The 19,025-nt window shown below is 68.9% G+C and carries 14 protein-coding genes; 7 read left to right on the top strand and 7 right to left on the bottom strand.

Annotated features, from left to right (window positions below):
• Positions 1-62: 62 nt before the first annotated feature.
• From EV137_RS04885 to dxs, 3 genes are all read right to left on the bottom strand, one after another.
• Positions 63-1,418: a hypothetical protein gene (locus tag EV137_RS04885; RefSeq protein WP_238175089.1), complete on the bottom strand. Its 1,356-nt coding sequence runs from the start codon at positions 1,416-1,418 to the stop codon at positions 63-65.
• Between the two features lie 66 nt (positions 1,419-1,484).
• On the bottom strand, positions 1,485-2,819 hold the full coding sequence (locus EV137_RS04890) for a hypothetical protein (protein ID WP_134126809.1): 1,335 nt from the start codon (positions 2,817-2,819) through the stop codon (positions 1,485-1,487).
• A 9-nt stretch (positions 2,820-2,828) separates the two neighbouring features.
• On the bottom strand, positions 2,829-4,715 hold the full coding sequence (gene dxs, locus EV137_RS04895) for a 1-deoxy-D-xylulose-5-phosphate synthase (protein WP_134126811.1): 1,887 nt from the start codon (positions 4,713-4,715) through the stop codon (positions 2,829-2,831).
• A 119-nt stretch (positions 4,716-4,834) separates the two neighbouring features.
• Between dxs and EV137_RS04900 the strand changes: the two genes are divergently transcribed.
• The 5 genes from EV137_RS04900 to EV137_RS04920 all read left to right on the top strand — a co-directional run bounded on the left by EV137_RS04900 (position 4,835) and on the right by EV137_RS04920 (position 10,563).
• Positions 4,835-5,335 carry a DUF402 domain-containing protein gene (locus EV137_RS04900; protein WP_134009375.1) on the top strand — a complete coding sequence of 167 codons (501 nt, stop codon included), beginning with the start codon at positions 4,835-4,837 and terminating at the stop codon, positions 5,333-5,335.
• 184 nt (positions 5,336-5,519) lie between these two features.
• On the top strand, positions 5,520-5,849 hold the full coding sequence (locus tag EV137_RS04905) for a hypothetical protein (protein ID WP_202870812.1): 330 nt from the start codon (positions 5,520-5,522) through the stop codon (positions 5,847-5,849).
• Positions 5,850-5,944: 95 nt separating this feature from the next.
• Complete coding sequence (locus tag EV137_RS04910) at positions 5,945-8,263, top strand: DUF4132 domain-containing protein (RefSeq protein WP_134126813.1); 2,319 nt, start codon at positions 5,945-5,947, stop codon at positions 8,261-8,263.
• Between the two features lie 24 nt (positions 8,264-8,287).
• Complete coding sequence (locus tag EV137_RS04915) at positions 8,288-8,782, top strand: DUF402 domain-containing protein (RefSeq protein ID WP_134126815.1); 495 nt, start codon at positions 8,288-8,290, stop codon at positions 8,780-8,782.
• Positions 8,783-8,787: 5 nt separating this feature from the next.
• On the top strand, positions 8,788-10,563 hold the full coding sequence (locus tag EV137_RS04920) for an alpha/beta fold hydrolase (RefSeq protein ID WP_134126817.1): 1,776 nt from the start codon (positions 8,788-8,790) through the stop codon (positions 10,561-10,563).
• Here EV137_RS04920 and EV137_RS04925 read toward each other — a convergent pair.
• Positions 10,552-12,057 (bottom strand): CocE/NonD family hydrolase, encoded by a 1,506-nt coding sequence (locus EV137_RS04925; RefSeq protein WP_134126819.1) that lies wholly within the window; start codon positions 12,055-12,057, stop codon positions 10,552-10,554. The genes EV137_RS04920 and EV137_RS04925 overlap by 12 nt on opposite strands.
• Before the next feature lie 59 nt (positions 12,058-12,116).
• Here EV137_RS04925 and EV137_RS04930 point away from each other — a divergent pair, with 59 nt between their 5' ends.
• Both EV137_RS04930 and EV137_RS04935 read left to right on the top strand, forming a co-directional pair.
• Complete coding sequence (locus EV137_RS04930; protein WP_202870813.1) at positions 12,117-14,096, top strand: Na+/H+ antiporter; 1,980 nt, start codon at positions 12,117-12,119, stop codon at positions 14,094-14,096.
• Positions 14,097-14,100: 4 nt separating this feature from the next.
• Positions 14,101-14,517: an HIT family protein gene (locus tag EV137_RS04935; RefSeq protein ID WP_134009365.1), complete on the top strand. Its 417-nt coding sequence runs from the start codon at positions 14,101-14,103 to the stop codon at positions 14,515-14,517.
• Positions 14,518-14,538: 21 nt separating this feature from the next.
• Here the strand turns inward: EV137_RS04935 and EV137_RS04940 are convergent, their stop codons facing one another.
• The 3 genes from EV137_RS04940 to EV137_RS04950 all read right to left on the bottom strand — a co-directional run bounded on the left by EV137_RS04940 (position 14,539) and on the right by EV137_RS04950 (position 19,023).
• Entirely contained in the window at positions 14,539-15,096 is a 558-nt protein-coding gene (locus EV137_RS04940; protein WP_134126821.1) for a HEAT repeat domain-containing protein, read from the bottom strand.
• A gap of 69 nt (positions 15,097-15,165) precedes the next feature.
• On the bottom strand, positions 15,166-17,946 hold the full coding sequence (gene acnA, locus EV137_RS04945; RefSeq protein ID WP_134126822.1) for an aconitate hydratase AcnA: 2,781 nt from the start codon (positions 17,944-17,946) through the stop codon (positions 15,166-15,168).
• A gap of 144 nt (positions 17,947-18,090) precedes the next feature.
• On the bottom strand, positions 18,091-19,023 hold the full coding sequence (locus tag EV137_RS04950) for an LLM class F420-dependent oxidoreductase (protein WP_134126824.1): 933 nt from the start codon (positions 19,021-19,023) through the stop codon (positions 18,091-18,093).
• Positions 19,024-19,025 lie beyond the last annotated feature (2 nt).

Genomic DNA, 19,025 nt, shown 5'->3' on the forward strand with positions numbered 1-19,025 from the left:
CCTCAAGGTGGACGGAACCTCTTCGAGGTTGCTCCTCTGACAGCGCGAGGTCAAACCGGCACTCAGCGTTGTGGCCGGTATGTTGTCAGTGACGTCCAGAGGGTCGCTTCGGTGAGCCCGGTGCGACTCAGCAGGATGCGATCGCGGGACGCCTGATCGGTGCCGTTGCGCGCCATGTCCTCGTACAGCTCCTCGACCTTGCCGAGCCCGATCCGCTGCACGAGAAAGCGCACCGCCAGCCAGCTGACGCCGTACACGTCGGCGGAGTTCTGGTAGAAGCCCGCGTCGCTCGGCAGCGCGCTCAGCTGCGGTACGGCGTCGTCGATGACCTCCTGCTCCCACTTGCCGACCTCGCCCGGTCCGCTGACGGCCTCGATCCCGCGCCAGGACACGTACTCCGCGGCGCCTTCGGCCAGCCACAACGGTTCGTACCCGCCGAGGTCCGCGGTCGCGACGTGGGTGATCTCGTGCGACAGCAGGATCTCGTCGACGCGGTCGCGCTCGTTCGGGTTGATCACGACGTACCCGCCGGCGACCGTACCGTCGGCGGTGTCCTGACCGGGCAGCGAGGAGAACGTCGTACCGGTGCTCGCCGCGGACTCGATGTCCTCGTCGGCGAACCTGGCGTCGCGGACCTCGGTCTCGTCGAGCGCGATCACGAACACCGAGCCGGTCCAGTGCAGCGGCCAGTACGTCGCGACCTCGTGCAGCCCCTCGGCCGCTTCGGTGGCGATCGCCCGGCCGCGGCTCGTGTCGCCCTTCTCCACGACGACGAGGACCCGTGGACCGCGCTGCACCTCGATCCGGCCGAGGTCCCAGGCCTCGCGGTGCGCGCCCGGCCCGAGGTCGTTGTCCAGTTCGTCGTCGGCGGTGAGCAGCCAGTGGCCGCCGCGGGCGACGAACGTGTAGCCGAGCTCGGTCGTCACCGGCGTGAAGTCGACCTTCGGGATCTGGTACCGCATCAGGATCCGGACCAGGTACGTCGTACTGCCGTGGGCCTTGAGGACGGCCGGGTTGAAGCGCTCCTCGGCCTGGCTGTAGCCGAGCTCGGTGAAGCCGATCTCGACCAGGTTCGCGAACAGGATCTTCTGCGCGGCGCGGAGTTTCTTGTTCGCCGGATCGACGTCGGCCAGGAACAGCGCCTCGTTGCCGGTCTGCACGGCCTGGGCGCGGCGGATCAGGATGGTGTCGATCGCGACCCGCCGGGCGGCGACCGTGGCGGCGATCCGGGACGGCTTGGTGGCCTTCGGCGGCGCCGGTGTCGCGGTCTGCGTGGCGGCGGCGCGCTCGTGGGCGTCCTGCTCTCGTTGTTCAACGGTGTAGACGACGCCGCCCGACACCAGGGCAACCGCCAGCACCAGGCCGAGCCAGCGGCGGGGCCCAGCAGGCAGCCCTTCATTGGGCGTCGTCGCACTCACTTCGGGTCGTTCTCCTCCGAGTACCCGATCGTTGCAGCCGGGCTACCCTACTCGACGCTCGCCGCTTTACGCTGCGGCTGCCGCCTTGAGGGCGGCGAAAAGTCCCGCCTCGGTCATCCCGAGATGCTCGAGCATGATCCGGTCGCGTTCCTTCTGCGTCGAGCCGAGCGCGGCCAGCTCCCGGTACAGCGTGACGACCTCGACCCCGCCGAACCGCGTGAACAGGTAGTCGAGCGCGAGCCAGGACAACGGGTACGAACTGTCGGCCTGGTCGAAGAACGTGTCGTCGGCGGGCAGGCTCTTCGCCTTCGCCAGGTACTTCGTCCGCACGTCCAGCCGGTACTCCTTGATCGCCAGGTCCTTCTGGCCGTCCATCGGCAGGAACTCGACGTACGTCGCGGCACCTTCGACCAGCCAGCGTGGGCCGTACGGACCGTACGGCGCGGTGGCGACGTGGGTGAACTCGTGGGCCAGCGTGCGGGCGTCGACCTTGTTCCGGTTGTGGGGATTCACGACGACGTACGAGTCGGCCCGCTGTCCCTCGCCAGTGACCTCGCCGGGCAGCGTGCGGTACACCCAGGTCGCCATCGCGAGCGCGTCCTCGGCGTTCTTCGGCTGTGTGTAGTCGGCGCCGCGGACCAACTTGTCGTCGAGCGCGATCACCACACCCGATCCGTTCCAGCCGCCGGGCCAGCGCTTCGAGACCGCCTGCACCGCGCTGAGCGACATCTTGACCAGCTTGTCCGCAAGGGCGTCCTGGCCCTTCTCGACAACCACGAGAACGCGGGCAGCGCGCTTCACGAGGACCGCGTCCATGTCCCACGCTTCCTGATGCGAGCCGCGCGGCAGGCGCTGGTCCAGGTCGGAGTCGGAGACCAGCATCCAGGTGCCGTTGGGCCGGGAAGTGAAGGTGTAGCCGAGCATCGCGCGGACCGGGACCAGGTCGATGCCGCGGATCTGGTAGGTCATCGCGACGGCCACGAGGTACGTCGACGGGCCGTACTTCTGGGCGATCGTGTCGTCGTACTGCTGGGCCAGTTGCTGGTAGGTGAGCTTCGCGAATCCGAACTGGCGCAGGTTCGTGAACAGGGTCCGCTGGCTCGCGACGAGCCGCTTGTTGCCGGGGTCGACGTCGGCGAGAAACGCCTGCTCGTTGCCGGCGAGGACCGCTTCCGAGCGGCGCCGCAGCACCTGGTCGACGGCCGCCGATCGCGCGGCCTGGTCGACCGTCGGCGTGTTGGTGGTGGCGTCGGCGGCGCGGCCGTCGGTCTGGCTGGAGCGATGCAGGGCGAGACCGCCGGCCACCGCGACCGCTACCAGGGCGATCGACAGCAGGACCGGCCAGACGCGCGAACGCCGGCGCGTGGCCGCGTGGCGGCTGTGTCGCCCTGCCTCGGCCACGGTCCCCTGCTACGTACCCGGGCGGTCGCCGGCGGTGTCCGGCTCGCTCAGAGCTTCTGCCTGCTGCGTGAGCTGCTCGGTGATTTCCCGGGCCACCTCTTGGCCGGTGAGCCCGATCGCCTGCAGTACGACGGCGCGCTTGGCGTGCTCGAGGAACTCCTGCGGCACGCCGAAGTCGCGGAAGGGAGTCGCGACTCCTGCATCGCGCAGCGCTTGGGCGATCATCGTGCCGCAGCCGCCGGCGCGGCCGTTGTCCTCGATCGTGGCGACCAGCTCGAATTCCTTGGCCAGCTCGACCAGCTGCGGGTTCACCGGCTTCACCCAGCGCGGGTCGACCACGGTGACACCGAAGCCGTGCGCCTCCAGGCGCTGCGCGACCTCCATCGCGGTCGCCGCCATTGCGCCGATACCGACCAGCAGCACGTCCTTGCCGGATCGATGGAGTACATCCATCTCCCCGACGTGGTCGATCGCCTCGATGTCCGGGAACACCTCGCCCTTCGCGTAGCGCAGCACCGTCGGGGCGTCGTCGACCTCGACGGCCTCGTTCAGGAGCTCCTGGACCCGCTTGCCGTCCCGCGGAGCGGCGAGGCGCAGCTCCGGGACGAGGTTGGCCAGGGACATGTCGTAGATGCCGTTGTGGGTCGGGCCGTCATCACCAGTGACGCCCGCACGGTCGAGGACGAAGGTCACGCCGCACTTGTGCAGTGCGACGTCCAGCAGCAGCTGGTCGAAGGCGCGGTTGAGGAACGTCGAGTAGAGGCCGACGACCGGGTGCAGGCCGCCCAGCGCGAGGCCGGCGGCGCTGGTCACCGCGTGCTGCTCGGCGATACCGACATCGAAGATCCGGTCCGGGAACTCCTCCGCGAACGGCGCGAGTCCGGTCGGGTGCAGCATCGCCGCGGTGATCGCCACCACGTCCGGCCGCCGGTGGCCGATCTTGATCAGCTCGTCGGAGAACACGTCCGTCCAGCCGCGTGGCTTGTTCACCGGGCGGATCTGGTGGAGGTTGTCCTCCTCGTCCTGCTCGGCGGCGGCGTACCCGAAGCCCTTCTTGGTCACCGCGTGCACGATCACCGGGCCGCCGAACGCCTTGGCGTTGCGGAGCGCGTCCTCGAGCGCCTGCCGGTCGTGACCGTCGACGGGACCGACGTACTTGAGGCCGAGGTCCTCGAACATGCCCTGCGGGGCGAGCATGTCCTTCAGGCCCTTCTTGACGCCGTGCAGCACCTCGTACATCGGCGGGCCGACGTACGGCGTCCGGCCGAGGTTCTTCTTGATCAGGTCGAGGACCTTCTCGTACCGCGGGTTGGTCCGCAGGCTGGTGAGGTGGGTCGCGAGGCCGCCGACGGTCGGGCTGTACGACCGGCCGTTGTCGTTGACGATGATGACGAGGTTGAGGTCCTTGGCGGCGGCGATGTTGTTCAGCGCCTCCCAGGCCATACCGCCGGTCAGCGCGCCGTCGCCGATCACCGCGACCACGTGCCGGTCCTCGCCGCGCACCCGGTACGCCTTGGCCAGGCCGTCGGCGTACGACAAGGCGGTCGAGGCGTGGCAGTTCTCGATCACGTCGTGCGCGGACTCGGCCTGGCTCGGGTATCCGGACAGGCCGCCCTGCTGACGGAGCGTGCCGAAGTCCCCCGCCCGGCCGGTGACGAGCTTGTGCACGTACGCCTGGTGGCCGATGTCGAACAGGAGCCGGTCCCGCGGTGAGTCGAACACCCGGTGCATCGCCAGGGTGACCTCGACCATGCCGAGGTTCGGGCCGAGGTGGCCCCCGGTGCGGGTCACCGTCTCGACCAGCACGTCCCGGATCTCGGTCGCCAGATCGGTCAGCTGTTCATCGGTCAGCTTCTTGAGGTCCGCCGGACCCTCTACCGTCTCCAGCACGCGCATCGAGCTCCTCCTGCGGGTCGTCCTCGAATGCTTGAGTCTATATCTCAGACTCCAAGACGCCCGCCGGGTGTGCCTGGTTCGGAGGTGTGCTGGGTCTCACTTAGGGTGATCGTGTGGAGATGGTGAGGACCCTGTTCCGGAAGTACGACGGGCAGCCGCATCGCTTGGTCGAGGCGGTCCGGCTCGGCGAGGACGAGCACGGCCTCTGGGTCGGTTCCGCCCCGGGTACCCGCGGGCAGCGCGCCGACGGCAGCTGGACCACGATCGACCACCACCGGGTCCGGCTGTTCCCGCACGGCCAGTGGTGGAGCGCTCTGTTCAACGACGAACCGCACCAGACCGCGATCTACTGCGACATCACGATGCCGGCGGAGTTCGGCGTCGACTCGGTCACCGCCGTCGACCTCGACCTCGACATCCGCCTGCTCCGCGACGGCACCGTGCGCGTGATGGACGAGGACGAGTTCCACGAGCACCAGGTCCGCTACAACTACCCTCCCCAGGTGATCGCCACCGCTCGAGCGACCTGCGACCACCTCGCCACCGTCATCACCACGGCAGAACCGTTCGTCACGGCGTACAAGCCGTACCTCGAACAGATCCGCGCGCTCGCACGGTAACCGGCTCCCGTCGGCTAGGAGCCCCCCTGAACCAACGAGAGCCGGTCACGATGACGACCTCTGGGCCGGCACGCCACCATCCTCCGTCGCATTCCGCGATCGGTCCACTCCCCACAGCAAAGTTGCATCAAGTTGCAGGAGCATTGGGCCCAGAGATGGGCGGAGGGCTGACTATGCTGCGGCGGTGGGGATCACGGTGAAGATCGTCGAGGTGTCGGGGGCAGGGCGGGTCGGTACGACGACTCTGCTGGAGCTGGTGTCGAGCAGGATCACGCTGCGCGACCTCGTCCGGACGCGTGTCCGGGAGGAAGTCGCGCGCTTGAACGCCGAGCCGGACAAGCAGCGGCACCTCGACTGGGAGCAGCAGGCCGATCGGGCGATCGAGGCGTTCGGGCGGAACGGGTTCTTCGTGCTGGTCGACGACCGGCAGGTGACCGAGCTCGACGAGGAACTCGAGCTGACCGCGGACTCCGACATCCGCTTCGTGCGCCTGGTCCAGCTGGTCGGCGGCTGAGCGTGGCAGGCGATAGTGAGGCCGCCACGCTGGTGGCCGCGGCGCTGCAGGCCCTGCGGGGCCGGTCGTGGACAGCTGACGCCGATGCTCGGGCTATGCCCGAGATCCAGGTGATCCTGCAGGCCCCGGACGCCCTGCGGCTGGAGTGCATTCTCACCGTCTCGGATCGGGTCGACAGCTATCACTGCGCCCAACTGTTGTTGGTGATCGCGCGGAAGCGCCTCCAGCTGTCGGCGGCGCACATCGAGCGGTTACTGACCCCGCGCATCGGCCAGTTCGAGCAGTCCCAGGGTTGGCGGAGCAGCGAGGCTCTCCGCGCGGTGAGCCGCCAGATCGAGCACGCGTACGCCGCACTCCCGGGCGCGGAGCAGGAACGCTTGAAACCACTGCTCGCGCGTGCGGCCGAGCAGGTTCAGGACGCGGCGACGGCGACGAGGCTGCGGAAACTCGTGGGCCCTGAAGAGGGGCTCCGCGTCGACCTGATCGACGAGGGGGACGACATCGGCCCTCGCCTGCGCTGCGCGTTCGAGACAGCTGACGAACCGGCCGAAGCGCGCGCGGCGGTGCTCGATCTCCTCGCGGCGTTTCCCACCCAGGGCAAGCCCGCGAAGAAGTGGCTCACCGAGGCCGAGCGCGTGACCGGCCTGTTGTCCAAGCCCGCGGCTCTCATCGGCGCCCTCCTCGACGCGGCTCTCGACGCAGCCGATACCGAGCCGCGGCGCACCACCGCCGTCACTCGCTACGTCACCGCGGGCAACGAGGCCTTCCTGTGTGGAGTTGTCGCGGTCGCCGGCGTACTGCGGGACTCGACGCTCCTGCCGCAGCTTCGGCGGCTCGCGGTCAAGACCGTGACCGTGATCGGAGGACAGTTCGGCAATCCCCGAAGCCTCCGGCTCGCCAACTCGTCGGCGCAGGCGATGGCCGATATCGGCGGTGCGTCGTCGATCACCGAGCTGCTCGCGCTCGAGCGTTCCGTTCGGCACGGGACGCTGCTGAGGCAGGTCCGCAAGGCCATCGACGCGCTGGCATCCGCGCAGGGACTGACCCGCGACCAGTTGCTCGAACGCGCCGTGGAAACCCATGACCTCGACGCCGACGGCAAGCGCCGACAGCCGCTGACGCGGGGATCGGCGGAGGTGGTGGTGGACGGAAGAACGGCAACCCTTCTGTACGTCGACGAGAAGCAGACGCCCCGGAAATCGGTGCCGCCTGACGTGAAACAGACCGAGGCTGAAACGCTCGCCGCGCTCCGCAACGAGCTCAAGGCGATCCGGAAGACGATCGCCGGCGAGCGCGTGCGGCTGGACGGCCTGATGGCAGCGGACCGCCGCTGGCCACTCGACAACTGGCGCACCTGGTACCTGGACCATCCGATCACCGGCCGGATGACACGCACGCTGGTCTGGGTCTTCAGCACCCCGGACGGGCCGGACGTCGTCGGAGTCCCACTCGATGCCGCGACGGTGGTCACGAGTTCGGGTCAGCAGGCCGCGATCCCGCCGGATGCGGAGGTGCGACTCTGGCACCCGATCCACGCGACCGCGGACGACGTACGCGCCTGGCGACGGTACTTGCTCGAGCAGCAGGTCGTTCAGCCGTTCAAGCAGGCGTTCCGCGAGCTCTACGTGCTCACGCCCGCCGAGGAACAGACCCGCGTGTACTCGAACCGATTCGCCGGTCACGTCTTCGGGCAGGTCCAGGCCCGCGCGCTGATGAAAGGGCGTGGCTGGGCGCCGGTCGCGGTCGCTTGGTGGGACGACGGTATCGACCACGGCGTCGCCCGGCGTACCTTCGACGCAGCCGGGATCCGCGCCGAGTTCTACTTCGACCCGATCCACGACCAGGAGCCGGCCGCGACCGACCTCTACCCGTACTGCACCAGCGATCAGGTGCGGTTCGTCGACGTACGGACCGATGAGACGATCGAGCTCGCCGAGGTGCCGCCGCTCGTCCTGACCGAGGCGCTGCGCGACGTCGACCTGTTCGTCGCGGTCACGTCGATCGGCGCCGATCCGGAATGGCTCGACCGCGGGACCGAGCGCCGCTTCGAGACGTACTGGCATACGTTCGGCTTCGGCGAACTGTCCGCGGCCGGCGAGATCCGCCGCGAGGTGCTCGAACAACTCGTCCCGCGGCTGGCCATCGCCGACCGGTGCGAGTTCGAGGACCGCTACCTGACGGTGCGCGGCGATCTGCGGGCCTATCGGATTCATCTGGGCAGCGGCAACATCCTGATGTCACCGAACGACCAGTACCTCTGCATCGTCGCCGCTCGCGACAGCCAGGCGCAGAAGCTGTTCCTCCCGTTCGACGACGACCCCGTCCTCAGCCTGGTGCTCAGCAAGGCGTTCCTGCTCGCGAACGACACGGCGATCAAGGACCCCACGATCGTCGCCCAGATCAACCGCCGCTGACCCGGCGGCCGATAGGTTTAGGTCATGCGTGATGTCCGGGTGGTGTACCGAAAGTTCGACGAGAAGCTGCACTGGCATCAGTGGATGCGGTATCTGGGCGAGGACGAGTACGGCGTCTGGCTGGGCGCACCGGCGGGGTCCGTGTCGCAGCGCGGGGACGAGCCGGTGGTGACCCAGGAGCAGGCGCACGTGCAACTGTTCCCGCGGGACATGTGGTTCACCGCGATCTTCAACGACGAGCCGCGGTACACCGAGATCTACGCGGACATCACCACGCCGGTCGAGTTCTCCGCGGACGTGGTGACGATGATCGATCTCGACCTGGACGTGATCAAGCGCCGCGACGGGACCGTGTTCATCGACGACGAGGACGAGTTCGCCGAGCACCAGGTGAAGTACAGCTACCCGCCCGACGTGATCGCCACCGCTCGCCGGACCTGCGACTGGCTCGTCGGCGCAGTCTCCACCGACGAGCCGTTCCTGACGGTCTACAAGACCCACCTCGACAAGATCAGATAACCGAGGTGCGCGGACTGGGGGCGGTCGCTGCACTCCTTGCAGTACTCACACCACCGACGCCGGCGGCACTGCCGGCGGAGGACTGTCTCGTCCAGGTGCCTGCCGGCGCCCGCTGCGGCCGCCTCGAGGTCCCCGAGAACCGTGACGCGCCGGCCACGCGGACGATCACGATCCCGTACGTCGTCGTACCGGCACGCGAGGCCGCCGCGAAGAAGCCGCCGCTCGTCTTCATGGGTGGCGGACCCGGCTCAGGAACGATCCAGCTCGCCTACTTCTTCGCCGGCCTGGCTCCCGACCGCGACGTCGTACTGCTGGAGCAACGCGGCGGCGACCGCGCGACCCCCGACCTCGACTGCGAGGAGGCGGACAAGCGGTTCGCGGACATGTTCACCCGCACCGAGGACCCGTACGCCGAGGCGAACACCGTCGCCGCGGCGATGCGCACCTGCCTCGACGACTTCCGCCGCTCCGGCGGGGATCCCCGCGGTTACACGGCCCGCGCCGCGGCACTCGACCTCCGGGACCTCCGCGTCGCGCTCGGCTACCCGCACTGGTCGCTCTACGGCCTGTCCTGGTCGACCGGCGTGATGGCGCAACTGGCCACCCTCGATCCGGCGGGTGTCGACGCTGTCGTGCTCGACTCGTTCAGCCCACCGTCCGTCGACTTCGCCCAGAACGGGTACGACGGCCTCCGCACCAGCCTCGGCCCCGACGCCTACGCCGACCTGATCAAGGCAGCCGCTCAACTCGACGCGCATCCACAAGCGGTCCCCGGCCACAACCCGGTGACCAACGAATCCCGCACGTACCGTCTGACGGGCGACGATCTCGTCACCCTCGTGCACTCCGCGGCGTACGAGGTCGACCTGCTCCCGATCCTGCCGCTGCTCCTCCACCAACTCGCCGAGGGCAAGTACGGCACACTCAACACGTTGGTTGCCGTCGGCATCGGTGAGCTGGTGAGCCACAACCTCGGCCAGTACTGGCTGATGCAGTGCCAGGACGAGGTCCCCTACCGTACGGCGGGAGCTCGCCACGCCCGCCCGGTGATCGCCTGGCTCGCCGCGGACGACGTGGTCTGCGGGCAGCTCGGGCTCCTCCGCTCCCCCGCAGCAACCCGCGAACCTGTGCACTTCACTCAGCCCACCCTGGTTCTGGCGGGTGCTCAGGATCCGATCACGCCGGCGCAGACCGCTCAGAGCGCGTCGGCCGGTCTGCCGCACCGGCAGTTCGTCGAGTTCGCCGGAATCGGACACGCGGTCGTGCTGTCCAGTCGCTGCGGCCGCACCGTGGTGACGGCTTGGCTCGATCAGCCCGGTCGATCACTCGAGCAGTGCCAGCACGAACCGCCGTACCAGGTCGTGCGGCCGACCGATCTGCATCTGACCAGTCGGCTCGCGGCAACCGCGGCCGGTGCGACGGACGGTCGCTACCTGCCCATCGTGCCCGCGGCGCTCTTCGTGCTCCTTGTCGTGGGCTGGATCCTCGGGTGGATCGTCCACGCGATCGTCCGCCGCCGTGTGCGACTGTGGAACGTGCTGCCACCGGTGCTTGGGCTGTTGTTCCTCGGCTCGTTCGGCGCATTGCTGTGGTCCGAGTACGACGTGCTCCCGGCGCGGCTGCTCCTCGGCGTACCGCACCTCGCCCCGTGGACCGGCGTACTGCTGCTCGCCGCCCTGCCGTGGTGGGTGAAGGCGCGCAGTTGGTGGTCGGCCGGCGTCGGCGTGATCTGGCTGACCGGCCTTGCCTGGTTCACAGTTGTCGTCGTGCTACCGAGCTAGATGAACTCTGAGCGTGCCGTTCTTGAGCATCATCACGCCGGGGAGCGGGCCGCGTTGGCCGGCGTACATGTCCGCGATCGGGGCCACCGTGAGGTAGAGGTTCTGGCCGGCCGGGACGTCGACGGCGATGGCGGGGAGCTCGATCGTGCGCCGTACGCCGCGGGCCGTGTACCTCTCGCGCAACGGCATGGTGTTGTTCTGCACGATCTTCGCGGTGAGCGGGTTCTTGCCGACGCTCAGCGCGAAGTACGCCGCGGACCGCGGGATGACGGTGTAGACGTCAGCGGTCAGCGTGGGCGTGCCGGCGATCGTGATCGGGCCCTTGGCGATCGGCAGGTTGACGGGCAGTCCGACACCGGTCGGCGCGACGATCTTGCCGAGCGGGTACCGCTTGTTCGGCGTCAGGCTCCGTTGTGTGAGGCAACGGCCGTCGGCGGTCGACAGGTGGTACGCGCCGAAGCCGGTGAGGCCGGTCGACCGGTGCAGGAGTTGCAGCTGCATGAAGCGGATCGACAGGCTCGAGAAACTGGGTGATCCGAGCGCGATCGAGCACGGGTCGCCCGCGGTCGCGTAGCCGGGCGGTACGACACTGGGCAGCGTGTGACCGCCGTTGTACCCGACGAAGATCGACCTGGCCCGGGCCCGCGCGGTAAGTGCCCGGTCGAAGTTCGCGAGCCCCTGGTTGAGGTTGAACAGATTGTCGGAGATGCCCTGCCCGAACAGCACCGGGAGATCGAGTTTGCGGCCCTGTTGCACGTGCCAGGCCGGCCCGTTGTGCGCGAAGAACGCGTCGAGATCGCGCCCGGCTTGCCCGACCGGCCAGGTGCCGGTCGTGATGAGTGCCACGAAGGCGGCCGACACCGCGGGCGGCAGATGCGTGCCGCCGCCTGCGAACAGGATCGACAGCCACATCGTCCGGGCGGCCTCCTGCGGCGCAAGGCTCTGCTTGAGGTCCCACCAGGTGATCTCCGGAGCGAGCGCGTCGAACCGGGTCCGTCCGCTGTCACGAAGTTCGGTGAAGGCGCCGGCGAACTGGTACCCACCGCCGTACGACCCGCCGATGGCGCCGATCAGCGGATCGCCGGGACGTTGCTTCGTGACCCAGTCCAGGCCCGCGACCAGGTCGACGAGCTGCACCACGTCGCGGCCCTCGTAGTCCGGGTTCATCACGTGCGCGACGCCGGTGCTCTCGCCGAAGCTGCGCTGGTCGAAGCTGAGTACGCCGAAGCCCGCATCGAGCCAGGCCTTGAACGCGGCCGGATCGGTGGTCCGGCTGCCGCCCCACCCGTGGCTGTGGAAGATCAGCGGCACGGTGTGCCGGGCCGAGGCGGTCGCCGGTTTGAACAGCGAGTAGCAGATCCGTACGGGCGTCGTCGTACCAGGCTCCGGCACCGACGCGACACATCCGTTCGTCACCGTGCCGGCAGCGGTCGCCGGTGTCACCGGCGCGAGCAGCAGAGCGACCACACCGACCAGCGAAAGCACACGACGCATCAGTCACCCCAAGTGATCGACGGATCTCGCTTCGCACACGCTAGAGGACAGGTCAGGCGATGACCAGATCCGATGCTCAGCCGTGGGCGAACGGTTGGGTGGAAACCGCGGCGCGCTGCGACACTGTGCCCGTGCATATCGCGATCGAGGTCGTGGCCCTCGTCGCCGTCGTCGCGGGTGTCGCCGCGCTGGCGCGGCGGATAGGGCTCTCGGCCCCTCTGCTCCTGGTCGTCGTCGGGGTCGCCGCGTCGTACCTGCCGTTCATCCCGCGGGTCGAGCTCGAGCCCGAGGTCGTGCTGGTCGGGTTCCTGCCGCCGCTGCTGTACTCGGCCGCGATCAAGACCAGCCTGGTCGACTTCTCCAAGCATCGGCGGTCCATCGGGCTGCTGTCCGTCGGCCTGGTCGCGTTCACCGCGCTCGGCGTCGGCGTCGTCGCGTGGTGGCTGCTCGGCCGGGTGGCGGAGTCGATCGGCCAGGAACCGCTGCCGTTCTGGGCCGCGTTCGCGATCGGCGCCGTCGTCGCGCCGCCCGACGCGGTCGCCGCGACCGCGATCGCCAAACGGGTCGGTCTGCCCCGCCGCGTGGTCACGATCCTCGAGGGCGAAAGCCTGATGAACGACGCCACCGCGCTGGTCTGCCTGCGTACGGCGATCGGTGCCGCCCTGGTTGCGCCCACCGTGTGGCACGTCGGCCTCGACTTCCTGCGGGCGGCCGGCGGCGGCGTGCTGGTGGGCATCGTCGTGACGTTCGTGCTCGCCAAGATCCGGCGCCGGTTCACCGATCCGGTGCTGGACACCACGCTCAGCCTGACCGCGCCCTTCATCGCCTACATCGCGGCCGAGAACCACTACGTCCACGCATCCGGCGTACTCGCGGTCGTCGTCACCGGCCTGTTCCTCGGCCACAAGGCCCCGATCATCCAGTCGGCGAAGTCGCGGATGTCGGAGCGGACCAACTGGCGGACGTTCCAGTTCCTGCTGGAGAACACGGTCTTCCTGCTGATCGGGCTGCAGACCCGGTGGATCCTCGACGACCTCACCGAGAGCCCGCTGCCGACCTGGCTGATCGCGGCCACGACGGTCGCGGTGTTCGTCGCGGTGGTGCTGCTACGGCCGATCTGGATCATCCCGACCACGATGCTGTCCCGGCGTTTCCTCGGCCCCTCGCGTCCCGGACCCGTTTCGCGCGGTGCGCTGATCGTGGTGTCGTGGGCCGGGATGCGCGGCGTGGTCACCCTGGCCGCGGTCTTCACGCTGCCCGAGGACACGCCGCATCGCGAGGTTCTCGTGTTCATCGCACTGGCCGTCACGGCGGGCACGCTGCTCGTCCAGGGCTCGACGCTGCCCTGGCTGGTACGTCGCCTGCGCCTGCCGGGACCGGATCCCGCGGAGGACGCGTTGCAGGAGGCCGCCGTACTGCAAGGTGCTCATCGCGCCGCGATCGCGAAGCTCGACGAGCTCTCGACGCCGACGGACCCGCCCGCGGTTCTCGATGTACTGCGGCAGCGGGGTGAGGCGCGGGCGCAGGCCGCGTGGGAGCGGCTGGGGCGGCCGGAGACCGAGTACGAGACGCCGAGCGAGGCGTACCGGCGGCTGCGGATCGCGATGCTCGAGGCGGAACGCGCCCACATCCTGAAGGTCCGCGACGCCGGGATGGTCGCCGACGAGGTGCTTCAGCGGGCGCAGAACGCGCTCGACATCGAGGAGTCGATCCTGGACCGCGACGAGGACGACGACGTCGGCGGCCGCTCCGAGGACCTGAAGCCGAAGACGACGCCGGGTGGCGCGTGCGAGCACCTGGAACAGGCACCGGTCGTGGTCACGCCGAACACACCGGACGGCTGCGAGGAGTGCCTGGCCGAAGGGGGTTCGTGGGTCCACCTGCGGCTCTGCCTGGGGTGTGGTCACGTCGGGTGCTGCGACTCGTCGGTGATGAAGCACGCGAGCAAGCACCACGACGAGAGCAAGCATCCGGTGATGCGCAGCTTCGAGCCGGGTGAGACGTGGCGCTGGTGCTTCGTCGACGAGAAGCTAGGTTGACGATATGGCGGACTGTCTCTTCTGCTCCATCATCGCCGGTACGACGCCGGCGCAGATCGTTCTGGATACGCCGGAGGTCGTGGGGTTCCTCGACATCCGGCCGGTGTTCAAAGGGCACACGTTGCTCGTTCCGCGGACCCATGTTCCGACGATGGTCGAGATGTCCGACGAGGTGATGGTCCCGCTGTTCGGCGCGGCCCGCTCGGTGGCGACCGCCGTACGGACCGCGTTCGACGCGCAGGGGTCGTTCGTTGCCGTGAACAACGTCGTGTCCCAGTCGGTGCCGCACCTGCACGTCCACGTCGTACCGCGCACGAAGGGTGACGGCCTGCGCGGCTTCTTCTGGCCGCGAACCAAGTACGCCGACACCGCCGAGGCCGAGGAGTACGCCGGCAAACTCCGCGCCGCCCTGTCCGACTAGAAGCGGCGGGACTGCGGGGTATCAGCGGACCGGTCGGTCAAGGCGGTCCTCCAGGTTCGCGAGCGCGCGCTCGACAGCCGCGCGGACGGTGTGATCGGGATCGTCGGCGAGGGCGCGGATCGCGTCGGCGTGCTCGTACTCCCCCGCGGCGCCGATCGCGCGCACAGCCGCCGCACGAACCCTCGGCAGCTCGTGATCGAGCATCGGGGGCAGGGCGTCGACGAGTTGGCCGAGCTCGCGCTGCGCGGTGATCCGCGCGACGTGCTCCCGAACCCGCCAGGCAGGATCCTGTGCCGCGACCAGCAGCGCGTCGACCACGTCGTCGCGCCACACGTACAAGAACACCCGGGCGGCCCACACCCGGATCCAGTAGTAGTTGACCGGATCAACAGGCGCCTTCCAGCCACCCGGATTCTCCGACCCGGTGATCGCCACCAGCTTCGGCAACTCGGCGCCGTACGCCGCCTCACCTGGGATCTGTCCGGTCAGGAAGGCAACGCTCCAGTCGATCACCGCGTCCTCGCCGTACGTCGCACACGCGGCCCGCACCACGTCACGCGGTGACTCCCGGTCGGCCATGGAATCAGTAAACCGCGGGCCACCGACAGTTCCGGTGACCCGCGGCTACTGGGGGCTGTGTCGGCTGGGTCAGCTCGCGATCAGTGACCGGAGGACGTACTGCAGGATGCCGCCGTTGCGGTAGTAGTCGGCCTCGCCCGGGGTGTCGATGCGGACGACGGCGTCGAACTCCTTGACCGCACCGTCGGGCGACGTGACCTTGACGTGCACCGTACGCGGGATCTCGCCGTCGTTCAGCGCGGTCACGCCGGTGATGTCGAAGGTCTCCTCGCCGGTCAGGCCGAGGGACTCCGCGTTCTCACCCTCCGGGTACTGCAGCGGCAGCACGCCCATGCCGATCAGGTTCGACCGGTGGATCCGCTCGAAGGACTCCGTGATGACAGCCTTCGCGCCGAGCAGCGCCGTACCCTTCGCGGCCCAGTCCCGCGACGAGCCCGAGCCGTACTCCTTGCCGGCCAGGATCACCAGCGGCGTGCCCTGCTCGGCGTACGCCTGGGCGGCGTCGTAGATCGTCGTGACCGGCGCGTCGTCCTTGGTGAAGTCGCGGGTGAAGCCGCCCTCGGTGCCCGGCGCGATCTGGTTGCGCAGCCGGATGTTCGCGAACGTGCCGCGGATCATCACCTCATGGTTGCCCCGGCGGGAACCGTACGAGTTGAAGTCCTTGCGGTCCACACCGTGCTCGGCCAGGTACTTGCCCGCGGGGCTGTCCGCCTTGATCGAACCGGCCGGCGAGATGTGGTCGGTGGTGACCGAGTCGCCCAGCTTGGCCAGCACGCGGGCACCGGCAATGTCGGTGACCGGCGACGGGTCCTTCGCCATACCGTCGAAGTACGGAGGCTTCCGGACGTACGTCGACTCGGCGTCCCAGGCGAACGTCTTGCCCTCGGGCGTCGGCAGCGACTGCCAGCGCTCGTCACCGGCGAACACGTCGGCGTAGTCCTTGGTGAACATCTCCTTGTTGATCGAGCTCGCGATGGTCCGCTCGACCTCCTCGGCGCTCGGCCAGATGTCCTTCAGGAACACGTCGTTGCCGTCGGTGTCCTGGCCCAGAGGATCGGTCTCGAAGTCGAAGTCCATGGTGCCGGCCAGCGCGTACGCGATCACCAGCGGCGGCGACGCGAGGTAGTTCATCTTCACGTCCGGGTTGATCCGGCCCTCGAAGTTCCGGTTGCCGGACAGCACACTCACGACGGCGAGGTCGGCTTCCTGCACCCCGGCCGACACGGCCTCCGGCAGCGGGCCGGAGTTGCCGATGCACGTCGTACAGCCATAGCCGACCAGGTGGAAGCCGAGCTTCTCCAGGTACGGCGTGACGCCGGCCTTCTCGTAGTAGTCGGTGACGACCTTCGACCCGGGCGCGAGCGACGTCTTCACCCACGGCTTCGACGCCAGGCCCTTGTCGACCGCGTTCTTCGCCAGCAGCGCCGCGGCGAGCATGACGGACGGGTTCGAGGTGTTGGTGCAGGAGGTGATGGAGGCGATCACGACGTGACCGTGGTCGAGCTCGACCTCCTGGCCGTCCAGGCTGATCTTGGTCTTCTTCGACGGGCGACCCCCGTCTCCCGATCCGTGCGGGACGTGCGGCTCGTCGTCGGTGTTGCCGTGGCCGTTCGGGGCGTCACTGGCCGGGAAGCTGCCGAGCTCGGACGGGTCGACCTCGAGCTCCTCGGTCGCGTAGTCGACGAGCGCGCCGCGGAAGCCTTCCTTGGCCTCGCTCAACGCGACCCGGTCCTGCGGCCGCTTGGGGCCTGCGATCGACGGTACGACGGTCGACAGGTCGAGCTCGAGGTACTCCGAGAAGCGCGGCTCGACGTCCGGGTTGTGCCACAGCCCCTGCTCCTTGGCGTATGCCTCGACGAGCGCGACCTCGTCGTCGCCGCGCCCGGTCAGCCGCAGGTACTCCAGGGTGACGTCGTCGATCGGGAAGATCGCGCAGGTGGAGCCGAACTCCGGGCTCATGTTGCCGATCGTGGCGCGGTTCGCCAGCGGGACCGCCGCGACACCGTCGCCGTAGAACTCGACGAACTTGCCGACCACACCGTGCTTGCGCAGCATCTGGGTGATCGTCAGCACGACGTCGGTCGCGGTCGCACCGGCCGGGACGGACCCGGTCAGCTTGAAGCCGACGACCTTCGGGATCAGCATCGACACCGGCTGGCCGAGCATCGCGGCCTCGGCCTCGATCCCGCCGACGCCCCAGCCGAGCACGCCGAGGCCGTTCACCATCGTGGTGTGGCTGTCGGTGCCGACACAGGTGTCGGGGTAGGCCTGGCCGTTGCGGACCATCACGGTGCGGGCCAGGTGCTCGATGTTCACCTGGTGCACGATGCCGGTGCCCGGCGGGACGACCTTGAACTCGTCGAACGCGGTCTGGCCCCAGCGCAGGAACTGGTACCGCTCGCGGTTCCGCCCGTACTCGAACTCGACGTTGCGCTCGAACGCGTCCGGCGTACCGAACACGTCGATGATGACCGAGTGGTCGATGACGAGTTCGGCCGGAGCGAGCGGGTTGATCTTGGTCGGGTCACCGCCGAGCTCGGCGACCGCCTCGCGCATCGTGGCCAGGTCGACCACGCACGGGACGCCGGTGAAGTCCTGCATGATCACCCGGGCCGGGGTGAACTGGATCTCGGTGTCCGGGGCCGCGTTCTGGTCCCAGTTGCCGAGCTTGGTGATGTGCTCGGCGGTGATGTTCGCGCCGTCCTCGGTGCGCAGCAGGTTCTCCAGCAGGACCTTCAGCGAGTACGGCAGCGTGTCCGCACCCTCGATGCCCGCCAACCTGAAGATCTCGTACGACTGTCCGTTGACCTCGAGTGCACCTTTGGCACCGAAGCTGTCGACGCTCGCCATCACCCTGCTCCTCTGTCCAGTCCGTGTCCGCTGTGCCCATCCTGCCGAGGGCAACGCCCGGCCGCGAGGTCAGGTCGCCCTAACCTTGCGCCGCAAACTCTCTCGACATCAAGATACACGACATCGAGTCAACTTTCCGGTCGATCAGGAAACCTGTGGAAGAACTTCGGCCGCGATCAGGTCGAGGTGGTCGAGGTCCTGCAGATCCATGATCTGGACGTACTGCCGCTGCGATCCGACGGCCGCGAACCGACCCAACCGGTCCACGACCTCGGCGGGCGTCCCCGCGACGGCGTTCGCCTTGAGGTCCTCGACGTCGCGGCCGATCGCCTCGGCCCGCTGCTTCACCTCGGCGTCGTCCTTGCCGACCACCACGGTGTGCGCGGTGGACAGCGCGAGCGTCTTCGGGTCACGGCCGATCGCGGTGCAGGCCGCCTGGACCCGCTGGAACAGCGTCTCGGTCACCTCGACGCCGCGGAAGCCCGCGTTGAACTCGGCGGCGTACTTCGCGGCGAGCTCCGGCGTACGCTTCTTGCCCGCGCCGCCCACGATGATCGGCGGGTGCGGCTGCTGCACCGGCTTCGGCAGCGCCGGCGAGTCGCTGATCTGGTAGTGCTCGCCCTGGAAGTCGTACTTCTCCCCCACCGGGGTGTCCCACAGGCCGGTGATCAGTTCGAGCTGTTCGGTGAGAAGGTCGAAGCGGCCGGGGGTGTCGGGGAAGTCGAGGCCGTACGCCTTGTGCTCGGCTTCGTACCAGCCGGCGCCGAGCCCGAGTTCGGCGCGGCCGCCGCTCATCTGGTCGACCTGCGCGACCGAGATCGCCAGTACGCCGGGGTTGCGGAACGTCGCGGAGCTGACCAGCGTGCCGAGCTTGATCCGCTGCGTCTCACGGGCCAGGCCGGCCAGTGTGATCCACGAGTCGGTCGGGCCCGGGAGGCCGTCGTTGTCGCCCATGACGAGGTAGTGGTCGGAACGGAAGAACGCGTCGAACCCGTTCTCCTCCGTCTTGCGGGCGACCGCGAGAAGGTCGTCGTACGAGGCGCCCTGCTGAGGTTCGGTGAAGATCCTGAGAAGCATGG

Source organism: Kribbella pratensis (assembly GCF_004366075.1).
Lineage (GTDB): Bacteria > Actinomycetota > Actinomycetes > Propionibacteriales > Kribbellaceae > Kribbella > Kribbella pratensis.